The following is a 12,322-nucleotide window of genomic DNA, read 5'->3' as shown; positions in this document are numbered from 1 at the left end:
CGCCGTAGACGCCCAAAATCAACACACTGCTTGGGGTGTGGTGACTTCGGGCGCCGTGGACGCCGGAAGTCGACACACTGCTTGGGGTGTGGTCAGACGGCGGTGGAGGCGCGCGGCACCAGACGGCACGGGCGGGCGTGCTGGCCGCGGACCGGATCACCGTTGATGGTCTGCAGCAGCAGCTCGGCCGCCGTCCGGCCGATCCCCTCCAGATCCATGTCCACGCTGGTCAGCGCGGGCCGGCAGCCCTCCACCATGACGTCCCAGTTGTCGAACCCGACAAGCGCCACGTCCCGCGGGATCACCCGGCCGGCATCGCGCAGCGCCTCGGCCAGCCCGCGGGCGATCTGGTCGCTGCCGCAGAAGACCGCGTCCACGTCGGCGCCGGTCGACAGCAGGATCCCGGCCGCCTGCCGCCCCCACGCCTCACTCCATTCCCCGTAGAGTGTCGGCGCCGCCGAGGTCAGCCCCTCGGCGGCCAGCGCGTCGGCCGCCGCGGACGCCCGGATCGTCGCCGAGTGGTGATGTTCCGGCCCGGTGACATGGGCGATCCGGCGCCGGCCGATGGCGAGCAGGTGCCGGATCGCCCGGCGGGCGCCGTCTGCCTCGTCCGGGACGACCGAGCAGTCGTCCGGGTCGGCGGAGCTGATGAACGCGTACACCACCGGGACCGGCAGGCGCACGCCGATCGGGGCCCGCGCCAGGGTCCGCCGGCCGGTCACGATGATCCCGTCCACCTTGCGGCTGAGCAGCGTCTTCAGGTAGTACTGCTCGCGGATCGGATCGTCGCGGGCGTCGCAGAGGAAGACCGACATCTGCCCGGCCCCGAGCGCGTCCTCGGCACCGATCAGCAGCGGGATGCTGAACCGGCCGATGCTGTCCGTGGTGATCATGCCGACCGTGTAGGTGCGGCCGGTCTGCAGGCTGCGGGCGGCCGCGTTGGCGACGAATCCGAGCCGCTCGGCGGCCTGCTGGACACGTAACCGGGTCTCCGGCCGGAGCGCGCCGCGACCGTTGAGCGCTTTGGACGCCGTGCCGGTGGAGACCCCCGCGAGCGCCGCCACCTGGCTGATGGTGACCGCGCGTTCCACGCTGCTCAGAGTTTCCTCCCAGGTTTCCGGACGGGCCGAAGGGCCCTGCGTAATGGGACGGTAACTTGCTCTTGACATGCGAGCAAGCCGCTACTTAGCGTCTAGGCAATCGATTTCCTAGCCTATCCGGCTCGGGTGCACCGCCCCCATCGCACCACGCATTGAACACTCCTTGTTAGGGGATTCGATATGCCTTCCTTCCGAAACTCTCGGCGACGCCTGCGCGCCGCCGTGGCCGTCGCCCTCGCCACCTGCCTGGTCACCACCGGCTGCTCGTCCGAGTCCGGTTCCGGTGGCGCCACACCGACCGGCGACTACACGATCTGGGATCCGTACCCGCAGTTCGACGACAGCTCCGCGTGGGTGCGGCTGCTGACGACGTGCGGCACCGACGCCGGGGTGACCGTCGAGCGCACCGGATACGACACCACCGACCTGACCAACAAGGCGCTGCTCGCCGCCCAGCAGGACAACTCCCCCGACGTCCTGATCGTCGACAACCCGGTGGTGTCCACGCTGGCCGACGCCGGGGTGCTGACCACCACCGACGAGGTGAAGGTGGACGTCGCCGCGGTCTCGCCGAACCTGCTCGCGGCCGGCCGGATCGGCGGCAAGTCCTACGGCATCCCGATCGGCGCCAACACCCTCGCGCTCTACTACAACAAGAAGGTGCTGGACGCGGCCGGCGTCGACCCGGCGACGGTCACCGACTGGACCTCGCTGACCGCGGCGCTGACGAAGGTGAAGACCGCCGGCAAGAAGGGCATCACCTTCTCGGCGATCGGCACCGAGGAGGGCTCGTTCCAGTTCCTGCCCTGGTTCTGGGGCGCAGGCGCGAACCTGACACAGCTCGACTCGGCGCAGGGCGTCGCCGCGCTGACCCTGTGGACCGACTGGCTGAAGAACGGCTACGCGCCGAACTCGGTCCTCAACAACACGCAGACCACCAGCTGGCAGGAGTTCGCCGCCGGGGACTTCGCGTTCGCCGAGAACGGCACGTGGCAGCTGGCCAACGCCAAGAAGACCGGCTTCGAGTACGGGATCATCCCGATCCCGTCGCAGGCCGGTGGCACCGCCCCGGCGCCCACCGGCGGCGAGTTCGTCACCGCCCCGGTCCAGTCCGACACCGCGCGCTACGCCGTCACGGAGAAGCTGGTCGCCTGCCTGACCAGTGCGGACAACGCGCTCGCCACGGACACCACGCTGTCGTACATCGCCGCGACCGACGCCGTCCAGCGCACGCAGGTCGCCGACGACGACGAGCTGACCGTGTGGGTGGAGGCGGTCAAGGCGGCCAAGGGCCGGACCAGCGACGACCTCGGCACCAAGTACCCGAAGATCTCGCAGCCGCTGTGGACCGCGTTCCAGGCGGCACTGAGCGGGTCGGCCTCCCCGGCGGACGCGTTGAAGACCGCCCAGACCACGGCAGCCGCGGCGACCAAGTGACATCGCACGCCTCGACCCTGGCCCGGACCCGGGAGAAGCCCCGGGTCCGGCCCGCAGGCCACGACAGGCTCGCCGCCTGGGCGTTCCTCGCTCCGGTCGTGGTCTACCTGGTCGCCTTCTACGCGTACCCGCTCTACCGCAACCTGGACCTGAGCCTGCGGCACTACACCGTCCGGTCGTTCGTACGGGGGGACGCGCCGTTCAGCGGACTGGACAACTACCGGACCGTGTTCGCCGATCCCACCTTCGGTCCGGCGCTGCTGCACACGCTGGTGTTCACGGTCGCTTCGATCGCGGTGCAGTTCGCGGCCGGACTGGCGCTCGCGGTGTTCTTCGCCCAGCACTTCCGGTTGTCGTCGACGTTGCGGGCGCTGTTCCTCGTACCGTGGCTGCTGCCGTTGATCGTCAGCGCGTCGACGTGGTCCTGGATGTTGAACAGCGACTCCGGGGTCGTCAACCATGCACTCTCGCTGGTCAATGTTGATGCAGTCAACTGGTTGACGTCACCGGACTGGGCGTTGGCCAGCGTCGTCATCGCGAACATCTGGATCGGTATCCCGTTCAACCTGGTGGTGCTCCACAGCGGCCTGCAGGCGATCCCCGCCGAGGTGCACGAGGCGGCCGCGATCGACGGCGCCAACGGGTGGCAGCGCTTCTGGCGGGTCACGTTCCCGCTGCTCCGTCCGGTCTCGGCGATCACCCTGCTGCTCGGGCTGGTCTACACGCTCAAGGTCTTCGACATCATCTGGATCATGACGAAGGGCGGGCCGGCCGACGCGTCGACGACCTTCGCGACCTGGTCCTACCGGCTCTCCTTCGGCAACCTGCTGCCCGAGTTCGGACCGGGCGCCGCGGTCGGCAACCTGCTGATCGTCATGGCGCTGGTGTTCGGACTGCTGTACATCCGGATCCAGAGGAGGCAGAGCCTGTGAGGCAGTACGCCAAGACCGGCCTCGGACTGCTCTTCACCGCGATCATGCTGTTCCCGGTGTACTGGATGGTCAACGTGTCCTTCACGAAGGACACCGACATGCGCGCCGACCCACCGCACCTGTTCCCCTGGGACGGGACCCTCGAGGGTTACCGCGCGGTGCTCGACCAGCAGCTCCCGTACCTCGGAACGAGTTTGATCGTGGGTCTCGGCACCGTCGCGCTGACCCTGGTCCTCGCGGCGCCCGCCGGTTACGCGCTGGCCAAGCTGCGCCCGCAGGGTGGCGGCACGCTCAGCTTCGTGCTGCTGATCGCCCAGATGATCCCGGGGATCATCATGGCGATGGGCTTCTACGCCATCTACCTGCGGCTCGGTGTCCTCAACACGATCCCGGGCCTGATCCTGGCGGACTCCACCATCGCGGTGCCGTTCAGCGTGCTGATCTTCACGGCGTTCATGTCCGGCATCCCCGACGAGCTGATCAACGCGGCGCAGATCGACGGCGCGTCCCGGTGGCGCACCTTCCGATCGGTGATCCTGCCGGTCTCCCGCAACGCGATCGTCACGGTCAGCCTGTTCGCGTTCCTGTGGGCCTGGTCCGACTTCGTCTTCGCCACCACGCTCGACGGCGGCGGCGACCACCAGCCGATCACCCTCGGCATCTACCACTACATCGGCAACAACAACCAACAGTGGAACGCGATCATGGCGACCGCCGTGGTCGCCTCCATCCCGGCAACGCTGCTGCTCATCCTGGCTCAGCGGTACGTGGCCGCCGGTGTGACCGCCGGCGCCGTCAAGGACTGAAGAAGGAACATGAACGACTTCGTGCCGCACGGCCCCGTCCTGCCCACCGCCGACGCGATCTCCGCGCTGCGCCCGCTGCCCGCGAGTGGCGTGCGGCTCAGCACGGAGGGCCTGCTCGGCGGCTGGCAGGAACGCAACGCGACCGCCACCCTGCCGCACTGCGTGACGCAGCTCGACCGTCACGGCAACCTGGCCAACCTGCGCCGGGTCACCGGGGACCGCTCCGACGTGGCGTTCCGCGGGTTCTGGTTCGCCGACACCGATGTGCACAAGACGCTCGAGGCGGCGTTCTGGGAACAGGGCCGCTCCGGCACCGCGTCGCCGTTCACCGTGGACGCCGCCGCGCTGCTGGAGAAGGCGCAGGACCCGGACGGCTACCTGGACTCGTACTACCAGGTGGAGAACCGGGACAAGCAGTGGACCGAGCTGCACTTCAGCCACGAGATGTACACCGCCGGTCACCTGATCCAGGCGGCGGTCGCCGCGGCCCGGACCGCACCGGGTGACGCCGCGGCCCAGCAGGTGCTGACGGTCGCGCGCCGTTTCGCCGATCTCCTCGTCACACGGTACGGGGATTCGCCCGAGGTCGACGGGCATCCGGAGATCGAGACCGCGCTCGTGGAGTTGTACCGGGTCACCGGCCACCGGCCCTACCTGGACCTGGCCGGCCGGTTCGTGGACAACCGTGGCCACGGGGTGCTCGGCGAGGGCCGGTTCGGTCCGCGGTACTTCCAGGACCACGAGCCGCTGCGCAGCGCCGCCGAGGTCACCGGTCACGTGGTCCGGCAGCTCTACCTGCTGGCCGGCGCGGTGGACGTGGCCGTCGAGACCGGCGACCGGGAACTGCTGGACGCCGTGGTGCGACTGTGGGACTCGGCGCAGAACAGCCGCACCTACGTCACCGGCGGCCAAGGCTCCCGGCACCGCGACGAGGCGTTCGGTGACCCCTACGAGCTGCCGCCGGACCGGGCGTACGCGGAGACCTGCGCCGCGATCGGCAGTTTCCAGCTGGCGTGGCGGCTGCTGCTGGCCACCGGCGAGGCCCGGTACGCCGACGAGATGGAACGGGTGCTGCTCAACGGCATCGCGGGCAGCACCTCGGTGGACGGGACGGCGTTCTTCTACTCCAACCCGCTGCACCTGCGGACCGGGCACGACGGGTCACACGAGGACGCGCCGACCCAGCGTCTGAGCTGGTACTCGTGCGCGTGCTGCCCACCGAACCTGGCCCGCCTGATGGCGTCGCTGCACGGATACGTGGCCACCGGCTCGGCCGGCGACGGCCTGCAGCTCCACCTCTACGGTCCGGGAACCGTCGCCGGCGGCGGGCACGAGGTCACCGTCGACACCCGGTACCCGTGGGACGAGCAGATCACCGTGACGGTCTCGTCGGCGTCGGACACACCGTGGACGCTGGCGATGCGGGTGCCCGCCTGGTGCGACGCCCCGCGGCTGATCGTCAACGGGACGCAGGCTCCGGCCCGGGGGCAGATCCAGGACGGCTACCTGCGACTGCACCGCTCGTGGAAGCCGGGCGACACGGTCGTCCTCACGCTGACCATGCCGTCGCGCCTGGTCGCGGCGCATCCGCGGGTGGACGCCAGCCGGGGCGCGGTGGCGCTGGCCCGCGGCCCGCTCGTCTACTGCCTGGAGCAGGCCGACGTCCCGGCCGACCACGATGTGGAGGATCTCGCGCTGGATCCGGCGGCGCCGCTGGCGGTGTCCTATCACTCCGGCGGATTGTCTCCGGTCACTCTGCGCGTACCCATGCGGGTGCGGTCTTCCAATTTTGTTCCTCTTTATTCCGACATCTCATCCTTCAAGACCACGGCGGCCACCGTCACCGCCATCCCCTACTTCCTGTGGGCCAACCGGTCCCCCGGCGCCATGCGCGTCTGGATCCCGCTGGCCACGCGGGAGGAGTAACCGTCCCCTTTTCCCCATCCCCCGAGGTGAAGCAATGCGTTCCCGAAGAAAGGCACTGCTGCTCGCCGCCCTGCTGGTGACCACCGGGCTGGCCGTCCCCAGCCCGGCGGCCGCCGCCGGCAACACCCTCACCGTCAACGTCGGCACCACCGTCCGGCCGGTCACCCACGTCGCGTCCGGCGGCCTGTACGCCGTGGACACCGGCAGTAGACCGCCGCTCGGCCAGATGTACCCGCTGCGGCTCAACCACCTCACCCAGCCGCCGCCCGGCGGCACGCAGCTCGGCAACGGCGCCACCGAGCCGTGCTGCGACGGCCTCGAAGTCGCCGGCAAGGTCACCAGCGCCGGTGCCCAGCAGTTCTACCGGATGCCGGACATCTACCCGAACTTCCCCTACCGGTGGGTGAGCTGGGCGGACTGGGAGGCCAAGGTCCGCACCATGGTGCAGGCCCGGCTGAACGCCACCTCGGCCACCAACGTCGACGGCTGGGAACTGTGGAACGAGCCGGACTGGACGTGGAACACCGCGGCGGCCGGGGCGTTCACCGCCGGCTGGACCCGCACCCACCGGCTGATCCGCACCCTCGACACGGTCACCCCGATCGTCGGGCCCAGCCACTCGATCTACAACCACAACGGGATGGTCGAGTTCCTCACCAACGCCAGGGACACCGCCACCCTGCCCGACGTGATCGTCTGGCACGAGCTGGACAACGACAGCTACCTCAACGTGGCCGCGCACGTCGCCGACTACCGGGCCATCGAGACGTCGCTGGGCATCAGCCCGCGTCCGATCTCGATCAACGAGTACGCGTCGCCGTCGCAGGTCGACATCCCCAGCGTCGCGGTGCACTACATGGCGGTGTTCGAGCGGCACGGGATCCGGTCCGCGGAACGCGCCTACTGGTACGAGGCGGGCACCCTGAACGGACTGCTCAACAACAATCTGCCGACCTCGTCGTACTGGACCTACAAGTGGTACGGCGACATGGCCGGCAACATCGTGCAGACGGTGCCCGGCTCGTGGCTGGAAGGGGTCGCCTCCTACGACAGCACCCGCAAGATCGTGAACGTGGTGCTGGGCGGCGACAGCGGTGACAACACCGTCCGGGTCAACGGGATCAGCGGGCTCGGCTCGCAGGTCCAGGTGACCCTGCTCCGCAGCGGGTACGGCGGCCGGTCCACCAACCAGAGCGCGCCGATCACGGTGTCGTCGTCGGTCCACACCGTGTCCGGCGGCGGCATCAGCGTGCCGGTGACCGGGATGCACGCGTGGGACTCGTACCAGCTGCTGGTCACCCCGACGTCCGGGGTGCCGACCTGGCAACAACGGTACGAGGCGGAGAACGCCACCGTGGTCAACGCCAACCGGTTCACCTCGACGTCCGCGTCCAACGGCGGTTACGTCGGTCAGCTCGACGGCACGGGCAACGCGCGCAACGCCTCGTTCGTCGACTTCCTGGTCAACGTGCCGCAGGCGCGGGCGTACACGATGAACATCCGTTACGCGAACGCCTCGGGCGCGACGGCTACGCACGGGCTCGCGTACAACGGCGGGGCGTGGTCCACGGTGAGCTATCCGGTGACCGGGACGTGGGGCAGCTTCGGCGCCTCGGTCAACGCGACGGTCAACCTGAACGCCGGCTGGAACACGATCCGGCTGGCCAAGGGTTCACCGAACTTCGCCGGCGGCACCGGGTACGCCGAGTTGGACGCGATCACCCTCTCCTGACGGATGCCCCGGTCGTGACCTTCTCCGGACACGACCGGGGCTCCGCGAACAGCCTCACCCCCTGGTGGCGATCTGCCACCCGGACGGGTCTTCACCGAGCGCATCACCCTTTCGGGAGACCAGGCACCGGTGGCCCCTCGGCGACAATGGTGACCGTCCTTCAGCAGCGAGGGATCCAGCGCCCGCTCGAGGACCGGAGCTCCCGCATGCATCCCGAGACCACTTTGGCCGCCGACCAGCTGCACGTCGACACCTTCGGCGACGGCCCGGGCGCCCTGCGTGTCACGGTCACCGGCACGATCGACCGGGCCGGTGCCCGCCGCCTCCACAAGGCCGTCATCAACGCGCTCCGCCGGCACCGCCCGGAACGCATCACGATGGACCTGACCCGGGCCTCGCCGCTCGACCCGGCCGGCGAGCGCTGCCTGCAACTCTGCCAGGCCGACTGCCTGCAGATGGACTGCGGCTTCGTCCAGATCGGACCCGACACGCACCGCTGACGGGCTCTTGGCGGCGGCCCCTATCCTGCAGTCCATGTGGTGGTGGGATGTGCTGCGGGCCGGGAGCCGGGAGAGGTGGGCGGTCCGCCTGTCCGCGGTGGGTGAGGCCCGCACCGCGCTGCTCTACGCCGACCAGGCGGTGGCCGCGCGCCGCAGATCCGCCGACCGGCGGCCGGCCGCCCTGGCCAAGGCACTCGTGGTCCGGGCCGGTTGCCTGCAGGCCCGGGGCCGTCAGGCCGAGGCGGACCGCGACGTCGCCGAGGCGCTCCCGCTCACCGTGGACCCCGGCACCCCGGCCGCGGCACGGACCGTGGCGATCACCGCGTCGCTGCTCAACGACATGGGCCGCACCGACGAGGCGACCGCGCTGGCCGATCGGCTGGCCGCCACCCTGCCGGCGTCCGCGACCCTGCTGCAGAACGGTCCCGTTCCCGGCCGGCGGGCTCCCACCCCCGCTGCCGCCTATCAGGCGGATCTGAAAGCTGTGCGCGTCGCCGAGACGCGGGTCGGCAGCCTGCGCCACTCGGGTGACTCCCGCGAACTCGGCCGGGCCTGGGGCGAGCTGGCCCGGGCCCGGTGGCAGGCCGGCAGCCGGCGCAACGAGGCCCTGCGCGCCGCGCGGGAGGCACTCGCCGAAACCCGCCGCTGGTCGCAGGTGGACCCGGACGCTGCGCGGGAAGATCTGATCGTTCATCTCCGGCTCTTCGCGGAGTACGCCGCCGCGATCGGCCTGGGCAGCGACTCCCGGGAGGCCGCCGCCGAAGCGGACCGGCTGGCGAGGGTCCCGGGGCGGTAGGCCGTTCGGCCCTGAACCGCCGACCGCCCGCCTCCTATCGTCAGAGGTGGATGGCGGGTCGGGACGAGGGAAGGCGGGTGGCCGGGATGAGGGCCTGGACCGTGGACGACGTGATGACCGAGGCGGTCGTGGCGGTGGCGCCGGACGCCACCTACCGGGAGGTCGTCGACCTGTTGGTGGGCAAGCGTTTCAGCGCGGTGCCGGTGGTCGACGCCTTCCAGCGGGTCAGCGGGGTGATCTCCGAGGCGGATCTGCTCCGCAAGATCGAGTACGCCGGGGAGGACGCCCCTCTGCTCGAGGGTCCCCGGCGCCGCGCCGGCCGGGCGAAGGCGCGGGCCGGCACTGCCGCCGACCTGATGACCAGCCCGGCGGTCGTCGCCCTGAAAGGCACCTCCCTGACCGCCGCCGCCCGCCTGATGGACACCGCACACGTCAAGCGGCTGCCGGTCGTCGACGACCTGGGCCGGCTGGTCGGCATCGTGGCCCGCAGCGACCTGCTCAAGACGCACCTGCGGCCGGACGACGAGATCAGCGCCGACGTGACCGCCGACGTCCTGACCGTCCTCGGCGGTGCCGTCTCGGTGACGGTCAGCGGCGGCGTGGTGACGTTGACCGGTGACCTGGACCGCCGGTCCTCCGCCGATCTGGCGGTCCGGCTGGCCGAGCAGGTCGCCGGCGTGGTCCAAGTCGTCGACCGGTTCACGGTGGCCTTCGAGGACACCGTCACCGCCGGCGTGTTCTACGTGGCCTGAGCCGGTGTCCCGGCCGGGCGCGTGGCGCCGCTGGATGTACCGGGCGGGCCGCCCCAACCGGCTGGCCCGCCTGCTGAACCGGATCTCCGCCGCCCAGTTCGGTGCCGGATTCCTGTCCCCGTCACACTGGGTGACGCTGGAGGTGACCGGCCGCCGCAGCGGGCGCACCGTCGCGTTCCCGCTGGTGGTGACCCGGTTCCGGGGTGAGCGCTATCTCGTGTCGATGCTCGGCGCGGACACCAACTGGGTCGCCAACGTCCGTGCGGGTGGCGGCCGTGCGGTCCTTCGCCGGCGGGGACGCGAGCCGGTCGTACTCCATGAGATGCCGCCGGCGGACCGCCCGGAGATCCTGCGGCGGTTTCTGGCCGTGGCGCCCGGCGCCCGGCCGCACATCCCGGTGGACCGGGCCGCCCCGATCGGCGAGTTCGCCGCGATCGCCGACCGCTACCCGGTGTTCCGGATCGACCGGCCCGCCGCCTAGACACGTTTCGTGGTCAGGGTGCGAAGCCCATCCGCGTGGTGATTTCGGGCGCGCTGGGCACCCCAATTCACCACACCCCTGGTGGTGTGGTGATTACGGGCGCGCTGGACGCCCCAAATCACCACGCTGTTGTGGGTGTGGTGAATTGGGGCGTGCTGAGCGCCCGAAATCACCACAGAGGCAGACCCTGACTGACTCATTAGGTGTCTAGCCCGGCGCCGCCCATCGCTCAGCCCGGGGTCTTGCTGCACTCCGCACACCGGCCGAAGATCTCGATGGTGTGGCCCACGTCGGTGAACCCGTGCTCGTGGGCCACCTCGTCGGCCCACTTCTCCACCGCCGGCCCGGCCACCTCGACCGTCTTGCCGCACTGCCGGCAGATCAGGTGATGGTGGTGGGTGCGGCTGCACAGCCGGAACAGCTGCTCGCCGCCCGGCAGCCGGGTGCTGTCGGCCTCGCCGGCGTCCACCAGCAGCTGCAACGTCCGGTAGACCGTGGTCAGCCCCACCTTGGCGCCGCGTTCCTGCAGCATCAGGTAGAGCTGCTGGGCACTGCGGGCACCCTCGACCTCCTGCAGCAACGCGAGGACCTCCCCGCGTTGACGGGTGCTGCGGGTCGCGTTCGGCATCGAGTTCACGGTGAGGCTCCGGAGGTCGGCCGCACAGGAGGCCGCGGCGATCCCGCAATTATGCAACCTTCGGCATGTGATCCCCTTCCGGGCGATCGACCGCGGCGCGTCCGTGCCGCCGACCGCCTCGGTCTCCCCTCTCTCCCCTCTCTCCCGTGGCTGGGGTGTGCCGGCGGCGGTGGTGGTCGGCGATGCCGTCCGGGTCGAAGGCCGTTCCGGACATCGGCCGGGTCGCCCGGATCGCGGCGCGGATGGCGCGGCTGGGCGACGAGCGCGACGCACCGGAGAACTGATCACCACCGTCCGGAGATGGCTGGCGGGTCAGACGCACAGGCAGCTCGCGTCGACGAAGACACGCACCGCTTCGCGGGTGTCGGCCTCGCGCCAGACGACGGCCAGGTGACTGTCGGGGAGGCCGGTGACCGGCCGGCAGAGCACCTCGTCGCGCTGGAACGCGGCCACGTTGCCCTCGGCGAGCAGCAGCACGCCGAGGCCGGACGCGACCGCCTCCCACGCCTCGTCGCTGGTGGTGGCGGTTGCGGTGACCCGGGCTGGTGTCCGCCTCTGATCAGTTGCCAGCCAGTGGTCGCGGAGGGCTCCGGCAGTCGTGGGCAGGGCCACGAACGGCTGGTCCGTCAAGTCCGCGAACGGCACCTCCGGCACGGCGGCGAGCGGATGGTCGGCGCGCAGGGCGACCCAGCGGCGCTCGGCGCGGATCGTCTTGGACGCATAGCCCGGCGGCACCGGCAGCCAGGCGATCGCCACGTCGACGTCGCCGCTGCTCAAGCCGGTGGTCGGGTCGGCCCAGGAGATCTGCCGGAAGCGCAACTGCCAGCCCGGCAGCGTCCGGGCGATCGCGGCGGTGACGGTGGGGATCAAACCCCGGTTGATCCGGGTCTGGAAGCCGACGGTCAGGACCCGCTCGTGCAGGCCGGCGACGGTGCGGTGCGCCTCGTCCCAGTCGGCGAGGATCCGCCGCGCCCGGGGCAGCAGGGCGGCGCCGGCCTCGGTCAGCGCCACCGCGCGATGACCGCGATCGAACAGGGTGGTACGCAGTGATCGCTCCAACTGCCGGATCTGTTTGCTCAGCGACGGCTGGGAGACGAACAGCCGGTCCGCCGCCGCCCGGGTGAAACTCAGCTCCTCGGCCACCGCGACGAAGTACCGAAGATCCCGCAGGTGCGCATCCATAACCAAAAGCTATCCGAACAAGTCTTGGACGTGCCCGCGAC

The 12,322-nt window shown here is 70.6% G+C and carries 13 protein-coding genes; 10 read left to right on the top strand and 3 right to left on the bottom strand.

Annotation, left to right across the window (positions count from 1 at the left end; genetic code table 11):
• Window positions 1-92: 92 nt before the first annotated feature.
• Entirely contained in the window at window positions 93-1,091 is a 999-nt protein-coding gene (locus tag WH85_RS32620) for a LacI family DNA-binding transcriptional regulator (RefSeq protein ID WP_245674189.1), read from the bottom strand.
• Window positions 1,092-1,280: 189 nt separating this feature from the next.
• Between WH85_RS32620 and WH85_RS32615 the strand changes: the two genes are divergently transcribed.
• From WH85_RS32615 to WH85_RS32575, 9 genes are all read left to right on the top strand, one after another.
• On the top strand, window positions 1,281-2,537 hold the full coding sequence (locus WH85_RS32615; protein WP_045745917.1) for a sugar ABC transporter substrate-binding protein: 1,257 nt from the start codon (window positions 1,281-1,283) through the stop codon (window positions 2,535-2,537).
• Window positions 2,534-3,469 (top strand): carbohydrate ABC transporter permease, encoded by a 936-nt coding sequence (locus WH85_RS32610; protein WP_045745916.1) that lies wholly within the window; start codon window positions 2,534-2,536, stop codon window positions 3,467-3,469. The genes WH85_RS32615 and WH85_RS32610 overlap by 4 nt, the downstream gene beginning before the upstream one ends.
• 44 nt (window positions 3,470-3,513) lie before the next feature.
• Window positions 3,514-4,275 carry a carbohydrate ABC transporter permease gene (locus tag WH85_RS32605; protein WP_157411358.1) on the top strand — a complete coding sequence of 254 codons (762 nt, stop codon included), beginning with the start codon at window positions 3,514-3,516 and terminating at the stop codon, window positions 4,273-4,275.
• A gap of 9 nt (window positions 4,276-4,284) precedes the next feature.
• Window positions 4,285-6,201, top strand: a complete 1,917-nt coding sequence (locus WH85_RS32600; RefSeq protein ID WP_045745914.1) for a glycoside hydrolase family 127 protein — start codon at window positions 4,285-4,287, stop codon at window positions 6,199-6,201.
• A gap of 34 nt (window positions 6,202-6,235) precedes the next feature.
• The gene (locus WH85_RS32595; protein ID WP_045745913.1) at window positions 6,236-7,933 is read left to right on the top strand and encodes a CBM35 domain-containing protein; all 1,698 of its coding nucleotides are present in this window, start codon (window positions 6,236-6,238) and stop codon (window positions 7,931-7,933) included.
• Between the two features lie 206 nt (window positions 7,934-8,139).
• Window positions 8,140-8,433: a hypothetical protein gene (locus WH85_RS32590; RefSeq protein WP_157411356.1), complete on the top strand. Its 294-nt coding sequence runs from the start codon at window positions 8,140-8,142 to the stop codon at window positions 8,431-8,433.
• A gap of 34 nt (window positions 8,434-8,467) precedes the next feature.
• Window positions 8,468-9,229, top strand: a complete 762-nt coding sequence (locus WH85_RS32585) for a hypothetical protein (RefSeq protein ID WP_045745911.1) — start codon at window positions 8,468-8,470, stop codon at window positions 9,227-9,229.
• Window positions 9,230-9,315: 86 nt separating this feature from the next.
• Window positions 9,316-9,981, top strand: a complete 666-nt coding sequence (locus WH85_RS32580; protein ID WP_045745910.1) for a CBS domain-containing protein — start codon at window positions 9,316-9,318, stop codon at window positions 9,979-9,981.
• A 4-nt stretch (window positions 9,982-9,985) separates the two neighbouring features.
• Window positions 9,986-10,462 (top strand): nitroreductase/quinone reductase family protein, encoded by a 477-nt coding sequence (locus WH85_RS32575; RefSeq protein WP_245674188.1) that lies wholly within the window; start codon window positions 9,986-9,988, stop codon window positions 10,460-10,462.
• Between the two features lie 229 nt (window positions 10,463-10,691).
• Here WH85_RS32575 and WH85_RS32570 read toward each other — a convergent pair whose 3' ends face one another.
• Window positions 10,692-11,090: a Fur family transcriptional regulator gene (locus WH85_RS32570; protein WP_045745909.1), complete on the bottom strand. Its 399-nt coding sequence runs from the start codon at window positions 11,088-11,090 to the stop codon at window positions 10,692-10,694.
• 155 nt (window positions 11,091-11,245) lie between these two features.
• Here WH85_RS32570 and WH85_RS50895 point away from each other — a divergent pair, with 155 nt between their 5' ends.
• Window positions 11,246-11,383 carry a hypothetical protein gene (locus WH85_RS50895; protein WP_157411355.1) on the top strand — a complete coding sequence of 46 codons (138 nt, stop codon included), beginning with the start codon at window positions 11,246-11,248 and terminating at the stop codon, window positions 11,381-11,383.
• Between the two features lie 28 nt (window positions 11,384-11,411).
• On the opposite strand, the gene WH85_RS32565 is transcribed toward WH85_RS50895, so the two are convergent.
• Window positions 11,412-12,281: a LysR family transcriptional regulator gene (locus WH85_RS32565; protein ID WP_045745908.1), complete on the bottom strand. Its 870-nt coding sequence runs from the start codon at window positions 12,279-12,281 to the stop codon at window positions 11,412-11,414.
• Window positions 12,282-12,322: the final 41 nt, after the last annotated feature.

The organism is Actinoplanes rectilineatus (assembly GCF_000962825.1).
In the GTDB taxonomy this organism is placed as follows: Bacteria; Actinomycetota; Actinomycetes; order Mycobacteriales; family Micromonosporaceae; genus Actinoplanes; species Actinoplanes rectilineatus.
This window is presented reverse-complemented; position numbering and strand designations above follow the sequence as displayed.